The organism is Streptomyces sp. NPDC079167 (assembly GCF_040686735.1).
Classification (GTDB): domain Bacteria; phylum Actinomycetota; class Actinomycetes; order Streptomycetales; family Streptomycetaceae; genus Streptomyces.
In genome coordinates this window covers 29364-53637 of record NZ_JBFBLO010000024.1, presented here as the reverse complement: position 1 = coordinate 53637, position 24274 = coordinate 29364, and the positions used below count along the sequence as shown (strand labels likewise).

Here is a 24274-nt window from a genome sequence, read left to right as displayed (position 1 = left end):
CTCCAGCGGGAAAGCGGCCGGACGGACTTCCAGCGCTGACAGCGCCGACCGTATCAGTCGGCGGTGTTGCCCGAGCCGTACAGCCCCGAAGACAGGACGGCGTACGCGGCGCGTTCCCCGGAGCGCAGGGCGCCCTCGACGTGTCCGGCGTATTCCGTGGCCGTCTCGGTCGAAGCCCAGTGCAGGCGGTCGTCGAGCGTCGGCCGCTGGTAGAGCGGGTGGCCGAAGAGGGAGTAGTCGGCGAGGGCGTGCACGGTCCGAGGAGCCGTCCAGGGCTCACGGCTCCAGTCGCGGACGTGCAGGGCGTCGGGGGACCCGGCGGCGGGTCCGAAGCACGCGGCGAGCTGGGCGGCCACCGCCTTGTCGAAGCCCGGCCGGACGGCGCGGGCGTGGGCGAACCCGAAGAGGGCCGCCGGCCGGCCCTCGGGGCCGGACATGTCGTGGATCTCCTGAAGCGGTCCGGACCTGCTGAAGGCCGCGCCGGCGAGCCCGTCCTGGCGCCAGAAGGCGGAGGAGTAGAGGCCGACGACCTTGGCGACGGCCCCCATCCACACCGGGGTGGAGCGCGCCAGCCGGACGACCTCGTCGGGAAGCGCGTCCCCGAAGTCGATGCGCTCCAGCGCGAGCGCGGGCGGCACGGCCAGGACGACCTGAGCGGCACGCAGCGTACGGTCCGGGGTGTGCACCTCCAAGCCGTCCTCGCCGACGGAACGGATCGCCGTGACGGGTGTGTCCAGCAGTACGGCGTCCGCGGGCAGGCTCGCCGCCAGCGCCGCGGGCAGGTGCTGCGCCCCGGCCGCGAAACGGTAGGCCGGTACGTCGATCATGTTGCCCTGCAGGCGACGGGGCCCGCTCCCGTCATGGAAGACGGCGTCGCCCGACAGATGCTGGTCGAAGACTCCGGCGCCGGTGCGCGCGGCCAGCGTGGCGACGCGCTGCTCCCCCGGCCAGAACCAGGTGGCCCCCAGATCCAGGGCGCCACCGTCGACGGCGGTACTCAGCATGCGGCCGCCGACCCGCTCCCGTGCCTCCAAGCACAGGACATGGCGTCCGGCCTCGTGGAGGGCGGTCGCAGCGGCGAGTCCGGCGGCGCCGGCGCCGATCACGATGACGTCTGGCTTGGCACTGCGGGACATGGGCGGTTCCCTCCGAGATGACGGGCGATGACGCGACCCGGATTGCATGACGGGGCGTCGAAGACGTTCGGGTACGGTCACGACACCTGCGCGGGGTCCAGCACGATGCGGAACCGGGGGGCCCCGGTCCGCAGGCGTGAGACGGCCTCACCGGCGTCCTTCAACGGCATCCGTTCGATCATGGGGCTGACTCCGTTGGTGACGGCGAAGGCCATCGCCTCCTCCGTGTCCCGGGCACTGCCCGTCAGGTGGCCCTTCACCTTCAGCCCCCGGCTCACCAGCAGGCCCACCGGGAGGCAGAGAGCGCCCGCGTCCACACCCACCAGCGTGAGCAGACCGTGCGCCCGCAGCCCCGTGACCAGTTCGTCCACCGCCTCAGAGGAGGAGGCGGTGTACACGATGTGGTCGGCGCCGCCCAGTTCCGCGAGGGCCGCTCCGGGGGACCGGCGCGTGCCGTCGATGTAATGCCGAGCTCCCAGGGCACGCGCCAGTTCCTCGCGGCCCTCGCCCCGGGCGACGGCCACCGTCTCGTAGCCCAGCCGCGCCGCGAACTGCAGGGCGAGGTGCCCGAGACCACCGAGCCCGAAGACGGCCACCCGGCCGCCGGCCCGGGTACTGGCGTTGCGCACGGCGTTGAAGGTGGTCACGCCCGCACAGCCGAACACCGCGGCGTCGAAAAGGTCCAGGCCGTCAGGGATTCGCGCCAGGGCGTCAGCCGGCACGGTGATGCTCTGGGCCCAGCCACCCGGGTAGGACAGTCCAGGCACCTTCCGCTCCGGGCAGTGCACGACATCACCGGCACGGCAGAAGGCGCAGTGACCGCAGCTGCCGCCGAACCAGCCGACGGCCACCCGCTCGCCGACCGTCCAGCCGGTCACCCGGTCGCCGACCTCGGCAATTACTCCGGCGACCTCGTGTCCGGGCGTCACCGGAGCATCCGCGTGCGCCTTCGCGGACCTGGCCGTGCCGATGTCGGCGTGGCACACCCCACTGGCCAGAACGGACACCCGCACCTGATGCTCCCCAGGCGCGACGGGGGCTGCGGCGGACGGGACCAGCGGTCCGTCCGGCTCGGTCACGACCATGGTCACAGCGGAGTCCGGCACGATGCACTTCCTGAATGAGCGATGGCCAAGTGTTATAAGGGTGAGTGATGGCGGGGCCACCAGGCGCACACGTTAGACACTGGTGAAACCGAGCGGTAGGTGACGACAGCGAATGAGGCAATAGGCCATGGCTATGACAGAACGGCTGAACACCGAAGGGCTCCGCTACGCGCAGGCGGTCGCCGAAACGCGCTCCTTCAGCGCGGCGGCACGGGCCTATGGCGTCACCCAGCCCGCCCTGTCCAACGGCATCGCCAAACTCGAGGAACGGCTCGGAGAGCGGCTCTTCGACCGGTCACCACGCGGTGTGACCCAGACCGCGTTCGGCACCCGCATCCTGCCCCTCATCGAGCGAGCCGTGGCCGCCCTCGACGCAGTAGCCGCGGAAGCACGACGGCTCACCGAACCGGGTGACCAGAAGATCCGCATGGGCATCTCGCCGCTCATCGACCCACACCTGGTGGCCCGAGCGTTCAGCGCCGTCCGCGAGCTCCCCACCCCCCGTGATCTGGTACTGCGCGAGGCCAACATGCAGGACCTGCGGGACGGCATGCAGGCCGGACAGCTCGACATCATCCTCATCCCGGCCGTCACTGCGATGCCGCGCTTCGAACACCGGGTCATCGATGTCGAACCCGTCGTCGTCGTCGGCCCCACTGCCGAGGACGACACCTCGCTCGAACTCGCCGAAGCCGGCGGCGAGCAGTTCATCCTCGTGCCCGACGCCTGCGGACTGACCACGTTCACCACCCAGCTCTTCCACGCGAACGAAGTGCCGCTGCGCACCTATCCGGGGGAAGCGGCCAGCTACCGCGTGCTGGAGGAATGGGCCGGCCTCGGGCTGGGCTCAGCCATGCTCCCCCGGTCCAGGCTCACCTCCCCGACGGTTGCCCACCGCCCCCTGCTGAACGACGGCCGAGAGGTACAGATCTCCTTCGAGGCCGTGTGGAACCAGGAATCCGCACTGCGCTCAGACCTGACCCACCTCGCCCAGGCACTCGTCGCATCACGATAGCCATACACAGCGCTTATCACCGGATTCAACAGGCACCTCTACCCGATCTCCCGAAGTCCTCTTAAGTTCGATCTGTGCTGCAGTAACCCCGCAGCGCACTCGACGAGCACGAAGGGAGGCCATAGTCATGGCCTATCTTGAGATCACCCTGCACGTGGACCCTGCCAACCGTTCCTCAGCGGCTGGCGTCTACGAGAAGTACAAGCAGACGTTCTTGGACTCCATCGCCGGCGCCACCAGCAAGGAACTGCTGATCCGAGACGAGGACGTGCAGGTGCTCCATGGCTTCCAGTCCGTGGCGGACGCCATGGCGTATCTGGACAGCGCCCTGTTCACCGAGGACGTCGTAGGCGAACTCGCGCCGCTGCTGCAGACGGAGCCCGACGTCCGCGTCTACGACATCGTCTGACACCCCCACACCTCGAACTCGCCAGCGAAGGAGAACACACATGAGCGACGTACGCGTCACCCCGTGGCAGGAAGGCGATGTCCCTGCTCCCCCGCCCGAACTCCTCGCGAGCATGCAGGGCCGCCGCCCGGGCGGCGAGCTGATCGGCATCGACCGGGTCCTGCTGAAGAGCTTCCCGCTCGCCACAGGATGGAACGGGCTGCTGGGCCGAGTCCGCGCCGAATTCGGCCTCGCGCTGCAGTACCGCGAACTGATCATGCTGCGAGTGGCCGTGCTGAACAAGGCGGACTTCGAATGGGGCGTGCACTACCCGGCGTATCTGCAGGCAGGTGGCACAGACGCGAAGTGCGAAGCCCTCAAGGAGCCGAGCGTGGACAACGTCCTCTTCACTGAGGAGGAGCGCGTTCTCCTCAGGCTCACGGACCAGTCGACGCGGCGGATCGAAGTAGACGCTGAGGTCATCGAAGAACTCAAGCGCCTGTTCGGTGAGACTGGAACCGTGGAAGCGGTCGCCACAGTCGCTGCCTACAACATGGTCTCTCGCTTCCTGGTGGCGCTCGCGGTCTGAGTCCCCGGCCTGTTCCGCCTATGGCCACGTCACGGCCGGTGGTGGGAGCGCAGGGTGTCACACCGCGGGTTCGGTATCGTGGACTTCAGCAGCGGGATGGCAACTTCGCCGAACGCGTCCAGCTCATCCAGTCTGCGTTCCAGGGCCTCGAAGCCTCAGCGTTCTTGAGGAGCAGCCGAAGTGGCACATCCCTTCGAAGATGTGTGTTGTCCGGCGAGGAGTTTCGCAAGCACGGTGACCACGCCGATGAGTGGCCTTAGCAAGGATCCTCCGCCGCCGGCACGCGGAGCGGTACATCGCGCGTTCACCTACACATCCCGGCCGCCGACAATGCCTCCCCCTGGGCCGCCGAGGAGCTATGGGAGTTCTAGCGGTGTGGCTTGAGGGCTTCTCTGACAAGCAGGCTGAGACGCCTTCACCTCACCCGCCATCGAGGGAGTGATCGGCCGGAAGGCCGACTTCATCTTCGAAGACCGGGACGTCCAGCGGCTCGGTCGGCTGGAGCGGCTGGCCAAGCTCGGCAAGTCGACATGCTGTCGGTCTGCCTCGCCCTGATCATGCTGCTGATCTCCTCGATCACCTTCGGCGTCCACGCGCACCAGCACGCCGGCACCCACGCCGACACGGCGGAGACGGTCCTGCTCTCCGGCGTCGCCGGTCTGATCACCTACCTGGTCGTTGGCGGTCTCTCCGGCTTCTTCGAGGACGAACTCGCAGAGGAGGAACGTGAGGAGGAAGAGGCGGCCGAACGCGCCGGCAGGCCGAAGTCGGCCGTGAAACTGGCCGGCGAGGCCGCGTTCTTCATGTTCCTCTATCTGGACTGGCCGCGTCGTTCTCCTTCGGCGGTGTCATCGGCGCCTTCGCCGTCACCAACGACATCGTCCTGAGGACCCTCGGTCTCGGCATCGGCACCATGTACGTGCGGTCCCTGACCGTCTATCCGGTCCGCGAGGGCACCTTGGACGACTACGCCTACCTGGAGCACGGCGCCCACTACGCCATCAACGCCCTCTCCGTCATCCTGCTAGTGACCATCCGGTACGAGATCAGTGAGATCATCACCGGCATGGTCGGCGTCGTCCTGATCGGCACCTCCTTCTGGTCCTCCTTGCTTGGCAACAAGCGTCTGGCCGCGGCTCAGAAACCTGCCGGCAGTGCTTGAGCCAGCCGCCCGGCATCCTGGCAAGGGCTCGCACCTCCAAGCGGAGACAGCGGTCCGGAGTCTACGAGGCCAAGGCTACGGCGCCGTGGTGAAGCGGGCGCCATCCTCGACAGCTCCCTGACGGGCCGTCATCACCTGCGCCGCAACCGAGCCAGACGCAGAACTACTGGTCGACCGGGAGCAGTACCACTCCGTCCTCGTCGGCATGCAGGATGTCGCCGGCGGCGAACGTGACGCCTCCGAAGGACACGGGGACATCCACCGCTCCGCGACCTGCTTTGCCGGCCCTACGCGGATTGGTGCCCAGGGCCTGCACGCCGAGTTGTATGCCGCCGAGTGCAACGCTGTCGCGGACGGCTCCCCGCACGACAACCCCCGCCCATCCGTTGTCACGGGCTCTGGTGGCCATGCGGTCACCGAAGAGTGTGGTGTCGAGCGCGCCGCCTCCATCGACGACCACGACGGCTCCATCACCGGGCATACGCAGCAACTCGTGCAGCAAAGCGTTGTCGGCGCGGCATGAGACGGTCCGCACCGGCCCGGCGAAGGAGCGGACGGCGCCATAACTCCTGAAGGGCATGTCACAAACGCGGAGTCGGTCACCGTACCGGTCGGCGAGGTCGGCGGTGGGGACGGGTGTCGTCTGCATGTTCGGAGTGCTGCCTCTCATTGGTTTCGCTGCACCGCGGGGCGCCATTGCACCCACCGGCCACTTTGCATCACTACGCGGAAAGATACAATCCTCGTGCAGGGAGGCAGACCTTTGCGACCGCGCTCACCGCGCCCCGGCTCATAGGATGAGACCGTCCCACTCCCCCATCCGAAGAGCGCAATCTGATGTCGCGGCCGAATCTGACCACTTCCATCGCCACCCGCCTGGTCGACCTCCTGCGCCGCAGCGGCCTGGACGAAGGCGCCCACATCACCGAACAGTGGGTGGCGGACGAACTGGACGTCTCGCGTACGCCGGCCCGCAAGGCGATGATCTTCCTCGCCGAGGTCGGCATTCTGAGGCGTGAGCCGAACCGGGGCTTCTTCCTGAGCCGCGCCGCCGCCACCTTGGCCAGGACGGACCTCACGCAGGGCGCCGACGTCGAGGAGGACGCGTATTTCCGGGTCGCGGACGACTACATCGGGGGCCGGTTCACCGGCCCGTTCACCGCGACCGAAATCAGCCGCGGCTACGGCCTGACGTCGCGCCAGGCCGACCGGTTGCTGGCCCGCCTGGAGTCCGAGGACCTGGTGCGCCGCAAGGTCGGTGGACGAGGCTGGGAGTTCCAGCAGGTGCTCTCGACCGCCGAGGCACACGACCAGAGTTACCGCTTCCGCATGATCATCGAGCCGAACGCTCTGCTGGAGCCCGGCTTCGCGATCGACCCGGAGGTCGCGGCCGCGCACCGCAGGCAGCAGGAGTCCCTGCTGCGCGGGGACATCCTGCTGCTCCCCCGCGCCGAGCTGTTCCTCGTCAATGCCTCTTTCCACGAGATGCTCGTGAGCTTCTCGGGCAACCAGTTCCTCCTCGACGCCGCCCGTCGGCAGCACCGGCTGCGCCGCCTGATCGAGTACCGGCACCAGGTCGACCGCTCCCGCCTGGCCGGCCAGGCCCGGGAACACCTGCACCTGCTCGACCTCACCGAGGACGGGAGGCTCGAGGAAGCGGCCGCGTTCCTGCGCCACCACCTGGACAGGGTTCGGATCATCAAGACACAGGGCTGATGAGGCAGGGCCGACACCCACACCCCAAGCCCTCTCTCACCATCCACTCCTCACAAAATTGACCGTCCCAACGGTTGTATCAATAAGCGGCTTGAGACAATATGGGCCGCGCCCGGCGCCTTGCGCTCGTGGGCTCCGCCTACCGGAACAACAGCAGGGACCATGAGCACAGACCCCATCGCCACCGCCGTCCTGACCGTCGACGGCCGCTCTTACCGCTATCAGCCGCTGGACGGACTGCTGCCGACCGAACGACTCGCTGAGTTGCCGTACGCGGTACGGGTGTTGCTGGAGAACGTCGCCCGACGCTCCCCCGCCGCGCTTGACGACGTACTCGCCCGCGCCCGCTCGGGGCACGGTGACTGCGAACTCCCGGTGCACCCGAACCGGATCATGCTGCACGACACCACGTGTCTGCCCGCCCTGGCAGATTTCGCCGCCCTGCGGGACAGCGTCGCCGAACTCGGCGGCGACCCCGCGAGGATGCAACCGGCCGTTCCCGTGGACCTCACCGTCGACCACTCGGTCATCGTCGAGGAGTACGGGCGCTCCGACTCCGTCGAGCGCAATCTGGCGATCGACTTCCGCCGCAACAGCGAGCGCTACGAGTTCGTGAAGTGGGCCGAGCGCAACCTGCGCGACTTCCGGGTCGTGCCGCCCGGCACCGGCATCATCCACCAGGTCAACATGGAGGTGCTGGCCCGCCTGGTCTGGCGCGAGGACACCACGGAGGACGGCCTGCCGTGGCTGCATCCGGACGTGCTCGTCGCCACCGACAGCCACACCCCGATGATCAACGCGCTCGGAGTCGTCGGCTGGGGCGTGGGCGGCCTGGAGGGGCAGGCCGCGATGCTGGGGGAGCCGGTCACCATCCCGTATCCGCAGGTGGTGGGCGTGCGGCTGACGGGGCGGCTGCGGCCAGGCGTCGGCGCCACCGATCTGGCCCTCACCCTGACCGAGCTGCTGCGTGCCAAGGGCGTCGTGGACCGGTTCGTGGAATTCTGTGGTCCCGGTGCCGCCACACTCGGGTGGGCGGAGCGTGCCGCGGTCTCCAACATGGCACCCGAGTACGGGGCGACCTGCGTCTACTTCCCGTACGACGAGGAGACCGCCGCCTACCTGCGGCTGACCGGCCGCGACGAGGCACACGTACAGCTGGTCGACGCCTACCTGACCGCGCAGGGGCTCAAGCGCACCGATGACCAGTCCGAGCCGCACTACGACGACGTCATCCACCTCGACCTGCCGACTGTGGAGCCGAGCCTCGCCGGGCCCTATCTGCCCCACCAGCGGCTCCCGCTGTCCCGGGTACCCGGGTCCTTCCGGACCACGACCGAGCGGCTCGCTGACACGACGGACTTCGGGGAGAGGCTGCCCGAGGGGCCGGTCGCCATTGCCGCCATCACCAGCTGCACCAACACCGCCAACCCGACACTGATCATCCAGGCGGCACTTCTCGCGGAGAAGGCCCGGCAGGCAGGGCTCTCGGCGAAACCGTGGGTGAAGACCTCCCTGTCCCCCGGCTCACGGGTCGTCGAGGACTACCTGCGCGAAGCCGGCCTCCTGGCCCCGTTGGCGGAGACCGGCTTCCACATCGTCGGCTTCGGCTGTATGACCTGCATCGGCAACTCGGGCCCCCTCCATCCCGACCTGGAGCGGCTCGCCGCCGACGCCCGGATCGACCCGGTGGCCGTCCTGTCCGGCAACCGGAACTTCGCCGGCCGCGTCAACCCTCGCATCTCCCAGTCCTATCTCGCCTCGCCACCGCTGGTCGTCGCGTACGCACTGGCCGGCTCGATCCTGCACGACTTCGAGCGCGAGCCGCTCGGTGCCGGCGCCGACGGCACCCCCGTGTTCCTGAAGGACCTGTGGTCCACCGACGAAGAGGTCGCCGCGCGCGTCGCCGCATCCGTACGGCCCGAGATGTTCCGGGCCAACGCCGCCCGCCTGCGCGAGGGCACCCGTGCGTGGCGCGAGATCGAGGCGCCCGACGGCGTCCGCTTCTCCTGGAACCCGGACTCCACCTACATCCGTCGCCCACCCCACCTCACTGGCCTGTCCGCCTCACCTCCCGACCGGCTGCGCATCGAGCGAGCCAAGGTGCTGATGATGCTGGGCGACGACGTGACCACCGACCACATCTCACCGGCCGGCGCGATCCCGTCGTCCAGCGCAGCCGGACGCTGGCTGGCCGACCGCGGAGTCGCCCGACGTGACCTCAACCAGTACTCAACCCGCCGCAGCAACCACGAGGTCATGCTGCGCGGCGCTTTCACCAACGCCGCCGTCGACAACAGGCTTCTTCAGTCAGCAGGCGAATTCGCAGGCGGTCATGCGTACACCGCCGACCGATCCGCTGTCCTGCCCGTCCACGAAGCCGCGCCGACCTACCGCGAGACAGGCCATGACCTGGCCATCCTCGCGGGCCGCAACTACGGCGCCGGCTCCAGCCGTGACTGGGCCGCCAAGGCGCAGGCACTGCTGGGGGTGAAGGTGGTGGTCGCCGAGTCGTACGAGCGCATTCACCGCAACAACCTGATCGGCATGGGCGTACTGCCCCTGGAGTTCGAGGACGGCGACAGCGCCTCGGTCCACGGCTTCACCGGGGAGGAGGAACTCACCTTCCGCGATCTCGACGATCTACGCGTCGGCGCGAACCCCGTCGCCCTGCACATCAGCCGGCCCGACGGTTCCCGTACCACGGTCCGCCTCCGACTGCGCCTCCACTCGCGCCAGGAAGTCGCCTACCTCCGGCACGGCGGGATCCTTCCCTACGTGGTGCGCCGCGCTGTCACGCGGTCATGACCGGACGGCACCGCACCCGCCTTTCCTCACTCCACCGGACCCCACGCCCCACCGGCGTCATCTCGACTTCGCCGGTCTCTCGAAGCAGCTGACAGCGCCGTCGCGCCCCCTACGAGAAGAGCCGCCATGTCCACCCTCTCCCTCGGGTCCGCACCGGACCCGGCTGCCCGCCCCTCCCGCCGCCACATCCTGCGGGGCGCCGCGGCTGCCGGAAGTCTTGCCGCCCTGGGCAGCACACTCTCCGCCTGTACCGCCGAGGAGGCGAACGCCGCCGCCCCGCAAGCCCTCGCGTACTACCCACCTTCTTATGACACGATCGTCGAAGCCTCGCGGCGGGAGCGAAAACTCCTGATCTACTCGAACACCTCCCAGACCAACTGGCAGCCGGTCTTCGACGCGTTCGCCCGGCGCTACCCCTGGCTGTCGGACATCCGTGCCACCAACCTCGGCGGCTCCGCCGTCTACGAGCGGTACTACAGCGAATCCGCCGCCGGCACCTCCCCCGCGGACGTGCTGGCCAACAACGCGGGACCGCTGTGGGGCGATTACGCGACCCGTGACGCCGCCGCCGACTACCGCTCCCCGGAGAAGGAACACCTGCCCGACTGGGCCGAGCTGCTGCCCGGCGTGTGGACCATGTCCACAGACCCGGTCACTCTCATCTACAACCGCAAGACCCTCACCCGAGACCAGTTCCCCGACGGTCTGCGGTCGTTGGCGGCGATCGTAGAGGCGCAGCCGTCCCGCTTCCGCGGAAAGGTCGGCGTGTACGACCCGACAAACGCCTACGGCTATGCCGGCAACCAGGGTTACACCTCGAACGTCAGGGGCGGATGGGACACGTTCCGGCGGCTCCTGCCGTTCGCCCATGCCGACCACTCCTCCGGCACGCTCGTCGAGAAGGTCGTCTCCGGTGAGTACGACTTCTCCGTCAACCTCAGCGGCGGCGTCGCCATCCCGGCCGCCGAGCACAGCGGTGATCTGCTCGGCTGGAGCTACTACACGGAGGGCACCGTCGTCATGCCACGCGGGGTGTCCATCGTGAAGACCGCCCCACACCCGAACGCGGCCCGCCTCTTCCTCGACTTCCTCCTCTCCGCCGAAGGCCAGGCGAAGGTCGCCGACGGAGGGCTGGTGCCGTACCGGGCGGGCGTCCGCCAGGACGCCATGGACAGCCTGCAGGACATGCGGCGCAAGCTCGGCGCTGAGCGAGTCCATCTGTACCGGCCGGCGCGGGTGCCGGAACACGTGCAGGAGGCGTACGTCGCGCGCTGGCAGAAGGCGGCCGGCTGAGCCGCCCCGCCTGCCCACCGCCCCTTGCCTTCAACCCGTTCGTACGGAGTCGCCATGGCCATCCGAACATCCTCCGCACCACCCGCCCCGACCCGCACCACCCCACGCGCAGGCGAACTCGGCACACCTCGGTACCGGCGCCTGTTCGGCGCCGGACGTGAAGTCACCATCCACTGGCTGACATTCCTCGTCACCGCCGTACTTGTCCTCGCCCCCGTCGTCCCGATCCTCTACCAGTCGGTCCGGAACCAACCGCTGTACGAGGCGGGCGGCGCCTTCACCCTCTCGAACTACGCCCACCTCTTCGGCAAGGCAGGCTTCGGCTCGATCATCCTGGACACCCTTCTCTTCGCCGTCCTGACAACGGTGTTCGCGCTTGCCATCGCGGTGCCGATGGCAGTCCTGCTGGAACGCACCCGTTTCCCCGCCGCCCGTGTGTTCGGCCAGGTACTGCGCTGGCCGATCTACATTTCCCCGCTCGTCCTGGCCTTCGGCTGGATCGTCGTCTACGGCCCGGCCGGCTTCCTGACCGGCGCCGTGCGCGAAGGCTTGGGCTGGGTGCCGTGGAACCTGTACTCCCTGCCCGGCATGGCGTTCGTCGAGGCCGTCGCACAGGTCCCGATCGCCTATCTGTTCTGCGCCAACGCTCTGGCCGCTTCCGACACTTCGCTGGAAAACGCGGCCCGCAGCGTGGGCGCGGGACCCCTGCGCATCCTGCGCTCGGTCGTGGTACCCATGCTGCGTCCGCCGATGCTCTACGCGGGCCTGCTGATCTTCGGAACAGCGATCGAGACGCTTTCCATCCCACTCATCCTGGGTGAGCCCGCCGGCATCACCCTGTTCTCCAACTTCCTCTACGAGCAGGGCATCGACTCCATCAACCCGGACTACGGGCTGCTGGGCGCGGCTTCCACCTTCATGCTCCTCAGTACGATCGCCCTGGTCGTGTTCCAGACACGGCTGCTCAAGCACGCACAGCGATTCGTGTCGGTGCGCGGCAAGGCGACCCGCTCCGACCTGCTCGACATCGGTGCCTGGAAGTGGCTGGGCTTCGCCTTCGTCGGTCTCTACGTCGTGTTCGGTGCGCTGCTGCCGATGCTCGCGCTGATCCTGCGCGCGTTCACCTCCCTGCTCACCCCGCTGGTGAACCCGTTCGACCTGCTCACCCTGGACAACTTCCGCCTGATCTTCGACTACGCGCCCTACACCGAGTCGATCGTCAACAGCATCACCGTGGCCTTCGTGGGCGCTGTCGCCGTGACCCTGTTCGGCACCGTGGTGGTACTCGTGGCACGCCGCTCCGACTTCCGCTTCGCCCGGCTCCTTGAGACAACCGCACAGTCACCGCACGCGGTCCCGGGCCTGATCGTCGGCATCGGCCTGTTCTGGGCCTTCACCTGGATACCTGGCGGCGACCTGATACGCGGCACGCTCTTCGCACTGATCGTCGCCTTCGGCATACGGGCACTTCCATCCGCGTACGGTGCGATCTCACCCGCGACCATGCAGCTCGGAGCCGAGCTCGACGCCGCCGCACGGGTCGCCGGCGCCGACTGGTGGCGCACGGTGTCCCGCATCCTGATCCGCCTGCTGGTGCCTGCGATGCTCGCCTCGTTCCTGCTCATCTGGACCCAGATGATCCGCGAGTACGCCCCCGCCATGTTCCTGGCCGGCGCCGAGTCACAGGTCATCGGCACCACCGCCATCGACCTGTGGACCCAGGGCGAAACCGGCTCCGTCGCCGCTCTCGCCACCATCCAGATCGCCGTCACCGCCCTCGTCGCCGGCCTCGCCGGTCTCCTCCTGAAGGGGAAGCAGAATGCCTGAGCTGGTCGTCGAGAACATCAAGAAGTCCTTCCACGGCACCGCCGTCCTGGAGGACATCAACTTCACCGTCGCCGACGGGGAGTTCTTCACTCTGCTGGGCCCCTCGGGCTGCGGCAAGTCCACCACGCTGTCGTGTGTCGCGGGCCTGGAGACCCCGGACTCGGGCACCATCCGCGTCGGAGATCAGGTCTTCTTCGACGGCACCCCTCACCGAACGGTACCCCCGGAGGGGCGCAACCTCGGCCTGGTCTTCCAGTCGTACGCACTCTGGCCGCACATGACCATCGCCGAAAACCTCGCCCTGCCGCTCAAGCTCCGCAAGGTGACCAAGGAGGAACGGCGCCGCCTCATCGACGACGCCCTCGCCAAGGTCGACATGGCCCACCTGCGAGACCGTTACCCGCACCAGCTCTCCGGGGGCCAGCAGCAGCGTGTCGCCCTGGCCCGCGGCATCGTCTACTCCCCCGGAGTGCTGCTCCTGGACGAGCCGTTGTCCAACCTGGACGCCAAGATGCGCGACCAGGCCCGCATCTGGCTCAAGGACCTCCAGCGCGAGGTGGGCATCACCACCGTCTACGTCACCCACGACCAGGTCGAGGCGATGTCTCTGTCAGACCGCATCGCGGTGTTCATGCACGGCCGCCTCCAGCAGGTCGGCACCCCCACCGAGATCTACGAGACCCCCGCCACTCCTGAGGTCGCGGGCTTCATCGGCCGGTGCAACCTCCTGGAGGGCCGCGTCGGCTCGTCCGAGGGCGGCACCGTGCAGGTGGAACTCGGCGGGTCGGGTCAGTGTCTGAGGGTGGCCGGCACCGGCTCCGAGGGAGCGTCCGCGACTGTGGGCCTGCGATCCGAACGCATCACGCTCACCGAACGTGCGGACGCTCCGCACGACGGTGCCGTCAATGTGCTGCGGGCCAGGATCGAGCAGTGCTCGTACACCGGCGCCCGTTTCGAGTACGAACTCAGCGTCGGCGGCCTGCGCGTCCACGCCGAGAGCCCCGTCCGCCACGCCGACGGCGAGATCACCCTGCTCATCCGCCCCGAGGACTGCCTGCTGTACCCAGCAGCGGTCTGAGCCACCTCTGCCGATCGTGCGCAGATGGACGACTTGGGGGATTCTGATTCGACGCCGGTGTGCCGGACCGCTGGCCCAGCGCGGGCAGGTCCGGGATGTCGTCCCCGGCCGGTGCTGCTTCGGTGTGTTCGGCACGGGCGGTCGGGACCGCGGTACGGACGCGGGTGAGGCGGCGACGGTAAAGCGCGGGCGCATCTGCTCGTCGGTGAGACCGCATGCCCCTCCTGTGGAAGCGAGTCCGGCTTCGACGACCTAGTTGTACTGATCACGAGCGGGGTTGACACGGGGGCCTTGATCAAAGGTGAAGACCTCCGGTGTGATGGAGCTGGGTACGACGAACGGCTCCCCGCCAAGCAGAGGGGAGCCGTTCACAGCGAGCGCGGACTTCGGGCAATCGGGAGTCAGGCGCGACGCGAGTGTCGATTGCCGGTGATGACCCGGTACAGGACGAGGAGGATGATGGAGCCGACAACGGCGGCGATCCAGGTGGAAAGGTCGAAGAAGCCGTCGATGGAGTCGACGCCGAAGATGACCTTGCCGAGCCAGCCGCCGAGCAGTCCGCCGGCGATGCCGATGAGCATCGTGATGATGATGCCGCCGGGGTCCTTGCCCGGCAGGAGTGCCTTGGCGATGACGCCGGCGAGCAACCCGATGAAGATCCAGGCAATGATGCCCATGATGCGTCCCCTACCTCGTCGTATAAAGCCTGTGTCAATGCACCGTCTTTACCGTCGCAGCCATTTCAAACGCGGCGCATCTGCCGTCACCGGCAGGGCGCGAGTCTGGGGCGGGCGAGCTGATGCATGGCAGGAAGGGGTCGTAGGGCCGTCCGTGCCGCTGTCACCGCTGTGTCTGTCTCACTGTCGCCCGGCACATGAACCCCCGGACGGAGCTCAGACGCAGGCGCTCGTCTCCGGGGTGCAGAAATGGACCTGCGGGTAGCGCGTGGAGGGCTTGTCCAGGAGAGGGCGCGGCCGGTGGCGCAGATGCAGGTCGAGGAAGGCTCGGGTGTAGCGGCGGACGATCTCTGCGGCCCGGTCGGCCGGCAGATCGGCGCCGATGTCGATTCCCAGCTGCTCGGCCAGCAGTCCGACGTCGGTGAAGGAGGCGTGTTCGGCTCCTTCCACCACGAGCCACCGCTTCCACCCGGTGAGGTGTCGCCAGTCGCGTTCCCAAGTGGTGACGGCCCCGTCACCGCTGCCCGGGGTGTACTGGTTCTGCCGGCCGAGGAACAGGAACGGCCGGGACAGGCCGCTGTCCGGGATCGGGACCTGAGTCGTGCCGTCGATGTCGATGCCCGCGCGTACCCGGGGGTCAGCAAGCATCGAGGTGACGGCGCTCGCACCGCCGACGGAGTGGCCCGCCATCGCGATCCGAGACGGGTCGATGAGCCGGGCCCCGTTCCAGCGCGCGTGCGCTCCGGTCAGGTCATCCAACACGAAGGAGACGTCGGCGGCCCGGCTGGCGACCAGCCGGTTCCAGAACGCCTCGTCATGCGGAATCTCGCAAGAAGTGCAGGTGGCCACCCGCCCGTCCGGGAAGGTGGTGGCAACACTTTCGTAGGTGTGGTCGATCGCGGCCACCACGTAGCCGTGGCTCGCGAGGTCCTCGGCGAGGGTGGTCAGCGTGGCACGGGGCTTGGTGAAGCCCGGGGAGAGCACGACCAGCGGCAGACCGCGCACGCGCCCTGCCGGCCGGGCGTCGGTGAAGGCATTGGTGCGAACCGTGCTCAGCACGTCCGACGGCACACCGGTGATGTCCCCGTCCTTGAGGAGCAGTTCCGACTCGGTCGGCGTCATGTACTGCGCCCGTCGCCCGTTCGGTGAGGCCGTCGGATACCACAGGGAGACCATGAGTTCGCGTGCGTTGACCCCGGAGGCCCATGGGTCGGGGCGTGAGTCGTCCGTGAGGTGCAGGGACGTGGTGCCGACCGTCCGGGGCCCGGTCGGTCCGGGCAGATACGGTGCGCTGTCCGGGCCATCGGCCGCCGCGGCGGGAGATCCGCCCGGCCCGACGGCGAGCGTGAGCAGCGCGGTAGCGACGGTGAGGCCACGGCGGAAAAGTGCAGTGTTCACGAGTCCGTCCGTTCTCCACTCGGAGCGGACGGGCCGTCGTAGCGACGGCTCACCTCACACAGTTCGATCACCGGCATGGTCATGAAACGGCTCCTAGGGTAGGGCAGTTGGCTTCATGCAACTTAGGAGCGGGTCCGGCTGTCGCACGTCACCCGCTCGAACCCATTTCGGTACCGCGCTGGGACGAGCCCCGCAGACGTCATCCCTGCGATGTAGGCGGGTGACGTACCCGGTGCGACGGATATGACCGCCGCGGCGGACTCCGCGGGACAGCGGGGCAGCAACAATGAACCGGTGACGAACGTACATACGGGGCTGGAGCGGCTTCAGGAATCCGCGCGTCAGACGGTCCGCGACCTCTGGCTCCCTGGTGGTCCGCCTTTGCGGCCCACCAGGCGCGCCTGGCAGTTCGACGTGCTGGTGGCTGTGACGATCGGTGTCGCCACCGTGTACTACGGCGTCGACAACGCCGACAACGTGGTGCTGCGGGAGGTCGCGCCCGGGGTGGAGCGCGTCATTCCACGCCCGAACGGCCCCGTCGGCATGGCCTTCATGGTGACCCTCGCGTTCATCGCCTCGGGCTCCCTGGTACTGCGGCGCCGCTATCCGCTGGCCGTGCTGTGCGTCGTGACGGCCGCGACACTGGCGACACCGCAGAGCGTCCTGCGGCTGACCTTCTACGCCTTCGTCATCGCCGTCTACAGCGCAGCCGTGTACAGCCCCTGCCGGGTGGCGACCCTGGCGGCGCTGCCGACGTCGGTCCTCCTGGTCAGCGCCTCGGGGAACTCGGTGACCCCGATCGTCCCCAACGAATACATCGCCCTGCTGATCCTGGTCCCGATGGCCGTGGCCGCGGTCGGCCTGCGTACCTGGAAGCTCCGTACGGACGAGGGGCGCGCCCGGCTCTCCGCCCTGGAACGCGAACAAGTCGATGCGCTACGCCGGGCCGTCGAGCACGAGCGTGCCAGGATCGCCCGTGAGCTGCACGACGTCGTCACACACAACGTCAGTGTGATGATCATCCAGGCCGGAGCCGCCCGCAAGATCATGAAAACCTCCCCCGAGCAGGCCGACGGGGCACTCCTCGCCGTCGAGGCGGGCGGGCGAGCGGCCATGACCGAACTGCGCCACGTGATGGGACTGCTCACCATGGCCGACGAGAGCGAGGTGACAGGGATGGAGGATCCGGATGCGGTGCCGGCCCCGCAACCCGGCTTGGCCCAGCTTGAATCCCTGGTCGAGCGGGTTCGGGACACCGGGCTGCCGGTCGACCTGAGGGTGACCGGCCCGCCATGCCCTCTCCCGCCCGGCGTCGAACTCGCCGCCTACCGCGTAGTGCAGGAAGCCCTGACCAACACCGTGAAGCACGCCGCCGGTGCCACCGCCGCCGTGACCGTCGATTACGGCCGGGCCCAGCTTCGAGTGAAGGTCACCGATACCGGAGGACACGCGGGCGGGGGCACGGCCGACGGCACCGGGCGGGGGCTGATCGGCCTGCGCCAGCGTCTCGCCGTCTACGACGGAACCCTGGACACCGGCCGGTCCCGGGCCGGCGGCTACCGTGTGGAGGCCCTGATCCCCTTGGAGGCACCATGACCGAGCCGCTGCGTGTCCTCCTCGCCGACGACCAGACCCTCGTCCGCACCGGATTCCGGATGATCCTCGGCGCGGACGGCATCGATGTCGTCGCCGAGGCGACCAACGGCACCGAAGCAGTCGCAGCGGCCCGCCGCACACGTCCCGACGTGGTCCTGATGGACGTCCGCATGCCCGAGACGGACGGTCTGGAGGCCACCCGCCGCATCCTCACCGGCGCCCCGGGCGAGCCCCGCGTCATTATGCTGACCACCTTCGATCTCGACCGGTACGTCTACGCGGCCCTGGCCGCCGGGGCCAGCGGCTTCCTCCTCAAGGACGTCACTCCCGAGTACCTGACCGCGGCCGTCCGCACCGTCCGTACCGGCGACGCCCTCCTGGCGCCATCCATCACCCGCCGCCTCGTGCAGCGTTTCGCGGAGCGTGACAGCGGTGGCGCCGCCACCCTCCACCGCGACCTCGCCTCGCTCACTCCGCGCGAACTGGAGGTCCTCGGCCTGCTGGCCCGAGGACTGAGCAACGCCGAACTCGCCGCCCGCCTCCACCTGGCGGAGACGACCGTCAAGACACACGTCGCCCGCATCCTCGCCAAGCTCGGACTCCGTGACCGTGTCCAGGCCGTCATCGTCGCGTACGAGACTGGGCTGGTCAGCACAGGCGAACGCGAGGCCGCCGCTGAACGAACCTAGGCCGAGGCCGGGTTTCCCGGGATCAGCAGGAGGGAGCGGGGCCGGCCAGCTCTTCCGGTACGTACGTCCTCCATGGTGACGAACCCTATGACGGTGCCCTTGTCGCCGGTGACGGGGGCCGGGTGGGTCACCTCGACCCCGGATAGGTCGCGGTTCGGACAGGGCTCACCGGGTGTCCGTCAGGCCGCCGGTGACGGCGATCACCTCTCCCACGGTGAAACTCGAGTCGGCATCGGAGGCCAGGTAGACGTAGGCGGGGGCTACCTCCTCCGGCTGAGCCACACGTCCCATGGGGGCGGAACTGCCCAGATCGGTGAGGTACTCGTCAGGGAAGCGCTGACCCGACAGGTTGAGCACGGTCCAGGTGGGCCCAGGTGAGACCACGTTGGCACGGATGCCGCGTTCGGCGAGGTGGGAGGCGATGGACTTGGTGAAGACCACCATGGCCGCCTTCGAGGCGGCGTAGTCCATCATCATGTCGCTGCCCTTGAGTGCTTCCTCCGACGAGGTGGCGATGACGGCGTCACCATGGGAAAGGTGCGGCAGCGCGGCCATGACCAGGTGGAAGTACGCGTAGACGTTGGTCTTGAAGACACGGTCGAAATCTTCGGCGGTCAGGTCGGAGAGGCTGTTCTGGCTGTTGAGATAGGCGGCGTTGCTCACCAGGACGTTGAGCCCGCCCAGCTCGTCCACCGTCCGCTGGACCACGTCGGCGCAGAACGCCGGCTCGCAGAGGTCCCCGGGCAGAAGCAGGCACGTCCGCCCTTCCTTCTCGACCGCTTCACGAGCCTCTTCCGCGTCGGGCTGTTCCTCGGGCAGGTAGACGATGGCCACGTCCGCGCCTTCTCGGGCGTAGAGCACGGCGACCGCACGGCCGATGCCTGAGTCGCCCCCTGTGATCAGCGCCACCTTCCCCGCGAGCTTTCCGGCACCCCGGTAGTGGGGAGCGAGATAGCGCGGGCGGACTTCCATCCGCCCCTCCAGGCCCGGACGCTGCTGACGCCTGAAACGGTAAGGCGGGGAGATCTCCGCCTCCTCCTGAGGCATCGCCGGGCGGTCGGCCGGTCCACGGCCCGTCTCGTTGCTCACTACAGTCACCAGCCTTCGCAGTGCGTCGGCGCCGCCTTCCGGCAGCGCTCAGTGGCGCCTGTCCCGACTCATGGGTACTCAAACGAGGCGTACAAGAGGTGCACTCGGCAGGACGCGGGACACGGGCGGGTCTGCCGGTACGGCCCGCCGGGGCCGTACCGTTCATCCGCAGGTACCCCGGACCCGGGGTGCCCCGCCGGGCCCGCGCACGCTTCAGGCTCGCGTGTCGCTCGGCTCGAGCTGTCGGATACGCCCGTCGAGTTCGCGCTGATAGAAGTCGACGAAGCCGTCCGGGTCCGGCCCGGCGTTCTGCATGACCAGCCGGTCGAAGCCGGCGTCGACGAACTGCTGAGCCACTTCGACGTACCGAGCGGGGTCCGGGCCGCAGGCGAACTTCTCGAGGATGTCCTCCTCGCGCACAGTGCTGGTCGCGGCGTCGAAGTTGACCGGGTTGGGCAGCTCGCTCATGACCTTCCACCCGGTCACCGCCCATCGCGAGGTCTCCAGGGCCGCCTTCGCCCCGGTGTGCGCGTCGGGCGCCCAGGCCATGGGGACCTCCGCGTAGCGCGGACCGGTGCCGCCGGCGTCGGCGTACTGCCGCACGATGTCCGGCTTGGCCTCGGTGGCGAACAGACCGTCACCCAGTTCGGCCGCGATGCGCGTCGACGCCTGTCCGCTGGCGGCCACCGCGATCAGCGGCAGTTCCTCGGGAAGGTCGAAGACCCGGGCGTCCTCCACCCGCAGGTGCTTCCCTTCGTAGGAGCGGTAGCCCCCGCTCCACAGCAGCCGGATGATTTCCAGGGCTTCCCTGAGCAGCTCGTGCCGGGTGCTCACGGCGTCGGGGAAGCCCCTGCCGACGACGTGCTCGTTGAGCCGCTCACCTGAACCGAGGCCGAGGACGAAACGGCCCTCCGAGAGCAGAGCGAGGGTGGCGGCCGCCTGAGCGATGATCGCTGGGTGATAGCGCACGGTCGGACACGTCACGCCGGTCGCCAGCCCGATCCGTGAGGTCTTGGCCGCGATGCTGCCCAGCACCGTCCAGGCGAACGGCGAGTGTCCCTGGTTGTCGAGCCAGGGGTGGTAGTGGTCGCTGATCTCGACGAAGTCGAAACCTGCCTGCTCGGCGAGAACCGCCTGCCTCACCAGCTCCGCCGGGCCGAACGCCTCGGCGGCCAGCTTGTAACCCACCTGCATGTGATCCCCATTCCTCTGCGATGTTGCGGTCATGGCATCCGGACAGGGGTACCCCTGGACGGCAGGGTCTAACGCCTGCCGATACCCGCCGGCAGCGCCTGCCGATATCCGCCGGCAGCGAGGAGGGCCCCGCCGCTCAGCTGCGGACGCGCCCGTGGCGGGTGGGCCGGACCCGGTGCCGCCGTACGCGCTGCCGCGGCGGGTTTCACCGGCCGTCCTCGGTGTTACCCGTAGAAGGCGGCTGCTGCCGCGCACTGACATCCCGCACTGCTGGAGGTACTCATGACCACTGTGGTCAGGGACATGCTCGACACCTACCCCGGGGCCCTGAGCGGTATGGACCGCGACAAGCTCATCCGTTGCATCGAGGAGTGCGTCGCCTGCGCCCAGGCGTGCACCGCTTGCGCGGACGCCTGTCTGTCGGAAGAGATGGTCGCGGACCTCACGAAGTGCATCCGTACCGATACCGACTGCGCCGATGTCTGCCGGACGACCGCCGCGGTGCTCTCGCGCCGTACGGGCTACGACGCCGCCGTCACCCGGGCCGTCCTCCAAGCCTGCGCCACCGTCTGCAAAGTCTGCGGCGACGAATGCGCGAGCCATGCCGACCAGCACGACCACTGCCGGGTCTGCGCCGATGCGTGCCGCCGCTGCGAACAGGCGTGCGACGCCCTGCTCTCGTCCCTGGTCTGACGGCCGACACGAGCCTGGCCCGGACGACTGTCGGCCGGTCTTGCCGCGCCGGTCGGCCCCCGTCGGCAGGTCATGCCTCGGGGCAGGCGCTCGGATCGCGAGCCCCGGGTTTTGCGGCTGTTATGGGGGTAGCCGTCCATACGCCGCGAGTCGTGGAGGCTCGCCGGCCGGATCGAGAGAAGGAGTGTGCCATGCCCGCAGGATCCAGCCCCAAGCGTGAGCGCCAGTACGAACACATCAAGGAAGGTGCCGAGAAGCGCGGCACATCCGAGAAGCGGGCGAAGGAGATCGCCGCCCGTACGGTCAACAAGGAACGGGCCCGCTCGGGAGAGTCGGAGTCGGCGAGCAAGACGTCCACACGGGACCCCAAGTCAGCTTCCGAGCGCGGTGGTCAGCGTTCACACAGCGGCCCCGGAGGGCCGACCAAGGACCAGCTGTACGAAGAGGCCAAGAAGAAGAACATCGAAGGCCGGTCGTCGATGAACAAGGAGCAGTTGAGCAAGGCGCTGGGCCGCTGAGGACACATCCACCGGTCGCGAGGAGCGCCGGGTACGCGCAGTGGCGAACGAGTACGAGTACGACGAGCCGGACCGGTCGGCCCGGGAAGGAGGCGGCGTCATGCCGCAGGGTTCCCCCTCGAAGCGTGATCCACAGCCTGAACACCCCAGGGAGGACTCCGAGTCGTCCTCCCGTGACCAGCGCCCCGGCACGGCTCTCGGCGAGGTCCTCCACGAGGTGGAGGAGGCCGGGACCCGTGTGGGGGACGACGACGAGCGACGGCGCAAGGACGGGGAGAGCGGGGACGCGATGACCCCGAACGAGAAGGAACAGGAGCACAGCGAGCCGGACGGCGCCTGAGTTGTACCGCCGACGCCCACCCGGCTTTCGGCCCGCCTGCCCGTCCACCCGTGTGCGGTCCTCGTACCCGGCCACCAAGCGGAGGCCCTGCATGTTCGGCAGCACCTTGGCAGTGCTGACCGAGGGGTACGCGTGGTTGCCCGACCGGCGCCGACGCAGCCGTGGCAGACCTGTGCACTGCCGGCTCATGGGCAAGGACGCGATGGCGGTGCACGGCCCCGAGGCGGTCCGGTTCTTCTACGACGAGAGCCACATCGAGCGCCACGGCGCCCTGCCGGGTCCTCTTCTCGACACCCTCTTCGGCCGCGGCGCGGTCCACACGCTCGACGGCCAGGCGCATCGGGTGCGCAAGGCCCTGTTCACGTCCCTGCTCAAGGACCACGGTGGCCTCGACAGCCTTTCCGGCCACCTCGAGGCCGCTTGGGACGACGCCCACCAGCAGTGGGCAGGCCGCGACCAGGTGGTGTTCTTCGACGAGGGGAGCGTGCTCCTCACCCGCGCCGTCTGCACGTGGGCCGGGATCCCCGTGGCCCGTGGTGAAGCCGAGGAGACCGCTCGCGATCTCGTGGCCATGGTCGACGGTTTCCTGTCCCGCGGGGCCCCGCCACCTGCGGGCGCGCCGCGCCCGCAGCCGTCAGTAAGCCAGGCTGGCCCGGCGTGTCGAGAGGCTCAGAACCGGAACGGAAATGGCTCCGCCGGCATCTGTACTGGCGACGGTGGCCGCCCATCGTGACGCGGACGGCCAACCGCTCGATCCGCACACGGCGGCGGTCGAGGTCCTGAACGTCATCCGCCCGACGGTCGCGGTCACCTGGTTCCTCACCTTCGCCGCGCACGCCTTGCATCGCCGGCCCGAGCACCGCAAGGTCTTTGCCGAGGGCGACGCCGCCTACGCGCGTGCCTTCGCCCACGAGATCCGGCGTTTCTACCCCTTCGCGCCCTTCATCGGTGGCCTCGCGGCCGCCGATCTGCGCTGGGCGGGGCAGGACATCCCTGCGGGCAGCAAGGTCCCTCACGCCGAGGGTGCTCGAGACGCTCGTCCCCCGGCTGGCGGCACTGCGCTACGACGTGCCCGCCCAGGACCTCACCGTTCCGCTGCGGCGCATCCCCACGTCGCCTCGCAGCGGATTCCTCATGAGCGGCATCGTGTGAGGAGCGGCTGCCCCTGTCGCCGTGCGCATGGGCCGCCCAACCGCCATCCTGGCAGGGCCGGGCACGCGCACGCGGCCGGTGAGCGGCTGCGGTCGGTAGCGGAAGGACTTCACCATGCCGAAGAAGGACAAGAAACTCTCCGAGGGCGACGACGTCACCTGGAAGAGCCACGGGCAGGAAGTCGAGGGGTCCGTCACCAGGAAGATCGATGAGCGCACCCGGGCCGCGGGCCGGACCGTGGACGCCTCCGAGGACGAACCGCAGTACGAGGTGCGGAGCGATGAGACGGGCAGGAACGCCGTCCACAAGCCGGAGTCACTGCGTAAGAAGAAGGGCGGGGGCGGCTCATGAGCGGCGGGACCGACGAGGACCGGCAGGACACGCTCGACCGCTTCGGCGAGGCGGTCAACATGACCGCCGGGGAGCTGGAGAAGTGGCTCGACACCGACCGGTCGCGCGAGGCGGGTCAGAAGGATGACGGCGAGGAGTCCACGGGTCATGCCTCCGGCCGCCGGATCGTGGAGCTGCTGCGCACCCGGCAGGACGACCTCGGCGACAGCGACCTCGCCCACATGCGCAAGGTCACCGGCTTTGTGCGGCGGCACGTCGAACAGCGTCCTGAAGGCGACGTGAGTGACACCCGCTGGCGCTACTCACTGATGAACTGGGGCCACGACCCGGAGAAGTAGCGGCCTCCCCCGCCTGTCCGAGTACTGCCGTCGTGGACGGGCATGGAGGCGGGCAGTCCACGAACCGACGTCACCGACCGCCACAGGGCACCCGGAGGCCGGTGTCCGCACCCCGGGGCAAGGG

At 68.9% G+C, this 24274-nt stretch carries 22 protein-coding genes and 2 pseudogenes; 17 read left to right on the top strand and 7 right to left on the bottom strand.

Features of this window, described 5'->3' with window-relative positions; genetic code table 11:
• Nucleotides 1-53: 53 nt before the first annotated feature.
• Nucleotides 54-1136 (bottom strand): FAD-dependent oxidoreductase, encoded by a 1083-nt coding sequence (locus AB0P41_RS33175; RefSeq protein ID WP_365935818.1) that lies wholly within the window; start codon nt 1134-1136, stop codon nt 54-56.
• A 77-nt stretch (nt 1137-1213) separates the two neighbouring features.
• Nucleotides 1214-2242 (bottom strand): alcohol dehydrogenase catalytic domain-containing protein, encoded by a 1029-nt coding sequence (locus tag AB0P41_RS33170; RefSeq protein ID WP_365935816.1) that lies wholly within the window; start codon nt 2240-2242, stop codon nt 1214-1216.
• Nucleotides 2243-2369: 127 nt separating this feature from the next.
• Between AB0P41_RS33170 and AB0P41_RS33165 the strand changes: the two genes are divergently transcribed.
• The 4 genes and pseudogenes from AB0P41_RS33165 to AB0P41_RS33150 form a co-directional block, all read left to right on the top strand.
• Entirely contained in the window at nt 2370-3257 is an 888-nt protein-coding gene (locus tag AB0P41_RS33165; RefSeq protein WP_356714560.1) for a LysR family transcriptional regulator, read from the top strand.
• A gap of 127 nt (nt 3258-3384) precedes the next feature.
• Nucleotides 3385-3666, top strand: coding sequence for a hypothetical protein (locus tag AB0P41_RS33160; RefSeq protein WP_365935815.1), 282 nt, complete (start codon nt 3385-3387; stop codon nt 3664-3666).
• Nucleotides 3667-3706: 40 nt separating this feature from the next.
• Entirely contained in the window at nt 3707-4234 is a 528-nt protein-coding gene (locus AB0P41_RS33155) for a carboxymuconolactone decarboxylase family protein (protein ID WP_365935813.1), read from the top strand.
• A gap of 456 nt (nt 4235-4690) precedes the next feature.
• Nucleotides 4691-5396 (top strand): annotated as a pseudogene (locus AB0P41_RS33150) (DUF475 domain-containing protein); the annotation flags it as partial.
• A gap of 163 nt (nt 5397-5559) precedes the next feature.
• Here AB0P41_RS33150 and rraA read toward each other — a convergent pair.
• Nucleotides 5560-6045: a ribonuclease E activity regulator RraA gene (gene rraA, locus AB0P41_RS33145; RefSeq protein ID WP_365935812.1), complete on the bottom strand. Its 486-nt coding sequence runs from the start codon at nt 6043-6045 to the stop codon at nt 5560-5562.
• A 188-nt stretch (nt 6046-6233) separates the two neighbouring features.
• Here rraA and AB0P41_RS33140 point away from each other — a divergent pair, with 188 nt between their 5' ends.
• The 5 genes from AB0P41_RS33140 (at nt 6234) to AB0P41_RS33120 (ending at nt 14115) form a co-directional block, all read left to right on the top strand.
• Complete coding sequence (locus tag AB0P41_RS33140; protein ID WP_356714556.1) at nt 6234-7112, top strand: GntR family transcriptional regulator; 879 nt, start codon at nt 6234-6236, stop codon at nt 7110-7112.
• 162 nt (nt 7113-7274) lie between these two features.
• The gene (gene acnA, locus AB0P41_RS33135) at nt 7275-9917 is read left to right on the top strand and encodes an aconitate hydratase AcnA (RefSeq protein WP_365935810.1); all 2643 of its coding nucleotides are present in this window, start codon (nt 7275-7277) and stop codon (nt 9915-9917) included.
• A 126-nt stretch (nt 9918-10043) separates the two neighbouring features.
• On the top strand, nt 10044-11210 hold the full coding sequence (locus tag AB0P41_RS33130) for an extracellular solute-binding protein (protein WP_365935808.1): 1167 nt from the start codon (nt 10044-10046) through the stop codon (nt 11208-11210).
• A gap of 54 nt (nt 11211-11264) precedes the next feature.
• Complete coding sequence (locus tag AB0P41_RS33125) at nt 11265-13037, top strand: iron ABC transporter permease (protein ID WP_356714553.1); 1773 nt, start codon at nt 11265-11267, stop codon at nt 13035-13037.
• Entirely contained in the window at nt 13030-14115 is a 1086-nt protein-coding gene (locus AB0P41_RS33120; protein WP_356714552.1) for an ABC transporter ATP-binding protein, read from the top strand. The genes AB0P41_RS33125 and AB0P41_RS33120 overlap by 8 nt, the downstream gene beginning before the upstream one ends.
• A 401-nt stretch (nt 14116-14516) precedes the next feature.
• On the opposite strand, the gene AB0P41_RS33115 is transcribed toward AB0P41_RS33120, so the two are convergent.
• Together AB0P41_RS33115 and AB0P41_RS33110 are read right to left on the bottom strand one after the other, a co-directional pair.
• A complete protein-coding gene (locus tag AB0P41_RS33115; protein ID WP_356714551.1) occupies nt 14517-14792 on the bottom strand; it encodes a GlsB/YeaQ/YmgE family stress response membrane protein in 276 nt (91 codons plus the stop codon).
• 216 nt (nt 14793-15008) lie between these two features.
• Nucleotides 15009-16190: an alpha/beta hydrolase gene (locus tag AB0P41_RS33110; protein ID WP_365935806.1), complete on the bottom strand. Its 1182-nt coding sequence runs from the start codon at nt 16188-16190 to the stop codon at nt 15009-15011.
• Nucleotides 16191-16484: 294 nt separating this feature from the next.
• Here AB0P41_RS33110 and AB0P41_RS33105 point away from each other — a divergent pair, with 294 nt between their 5' ends.
• Nucleotides 16485-17786 (top strand): histidine kinase, encoded by a 1302-nt coding sequence (locus AB0P41_RS33105; protein WP_365935805.1) that lies wholly within the window; start codon nt 16485-16487, stop codon nt 17784-17786.
• On the top strand, nt 17783-18475 hold the full coding sequence (locus AB0P41_RS33100) for a response regulator transcription factor (protein ID WP_365935803.1): 693 nt from the start codon (nt 17783-17785) through the stop codon (nt 18473-18475). The genes AB0P41_RS33105 and AB0P41_RS33100 overlap by 4 nt, the downstream gene beginning before the upstream one ends.
• A 165-nt stretch (nt 18476-18640) precedes the next feature.
• Here the strand turns inward: AB0P41_RS33100 and AB0P41_RS33095 are convergent, their stop codons facing one another.
• Together AB0P41_RS33095 and AB0P41_RS33090 are read right to left on the bottom strand one after the other, a co-directional pair.
• Nucleotides 18641-19564 carry an SDR family oxidoreductase gene (locus AB0P41_RS33095; RefSeq protein WP_365935801.1) on the bottom strand — a complete coding sequence of 308 codons (924 nt, stop codon included), beginning with the start codon at nt 19562-19564 and terminating at the stop codon, nt 18641-18643.
• A gap of 213 nt (nt 19565-19777) precedes the next feature.
• Nucleotides 19778-20758: a TIGR03557 family F420-dependent LLM class oxidoreductase gene (locus tag AB0P41_RS33090; protein ID WP_356714546.1), complete on the bottom strand. Its 981-nt coding sequence runs from the start codon at nt 20756-20758 to the stop codon at nt 19778-19780.
• Nucleotides 20759-21040: 282 nt separating this feature from the next.
• On the opposite strand from AB0P41_RS33090, the gene AB0P41_RS33085 reads away from it, so the two are divergent.
• From AB0P41_RS33085 to AB0P41_RS33060, 6 genes and pseudogenes are all read left to right on the top strand, one after another.
• Nucleotides 21041-21451, top strand: a complete 411-nt coding sequence (locus AB0P41_RS33085) for a four-helix bundle copper-binding protein (RefSeq protein WP_365935800.1) — start codon at nt 21041-21043, stop codon at nt 21449-21451.
• Nucleotides 21452-21642: 191 nt separating this feature from the next.
• Nucleotides 21643-21969 (top strand): plasmid stabilization protein, encoded by a 327-nt coding sequence (locus tag AB0P41_RS33080; protein ID WP_356714545.1) that lies wholly within the window; start codon nt 21643-21645, stop codon nt 21967-21969.
• Nucleotides 21970-22069: 100 nt separating this feature from the next.
• Nucleotides 22070-22309 (top strand): hypothetical protein, encoded by a 240-nt coding sequence (locus tag AB0P41_RS33075; protein WP_356714544.1) that lies wholly within the window; start codon nt 22070-22072, stop codon nt 22307-22309.
• A 91-nt stretch (nt 22310-22400) separates the two neighbouring features.
• Nucleotides 22401-23461: pseudogene (locus AB0P41_RS33070) on the top strand (cytochrome P450).
• Between the two features lie 114 nt (nt 23462-23575).
• Nucleotides 23576-23812 carry a DUF2945 domain-containing protein gene (locus AB0P41_RS33065; protein ID WP_356714542.1) on the top strand — a complete coding sequence of 79 codons (237 nt, stop codon included), beginning with the start codon at nt 23576-23578 and terminating at the stop codon, nt 23810-23812.
• A complete protein-coding gene (locus tag AB0P41_RS33060) occupies nt 23809-24150 on the top strand; it encodes a DUF3140 domain-containing protein (RefSeq protein ID WP_365935798.1) in 342 nt (113 codons plus the stop codon). The genes AB0P41_RS33065 and AB0P41_RS33060 overlap by 4 nt, the downstream gene beginning before the upstream one ends.
• Nucleotides 24151-24274 lie beyond the last annotated feature (124 nt).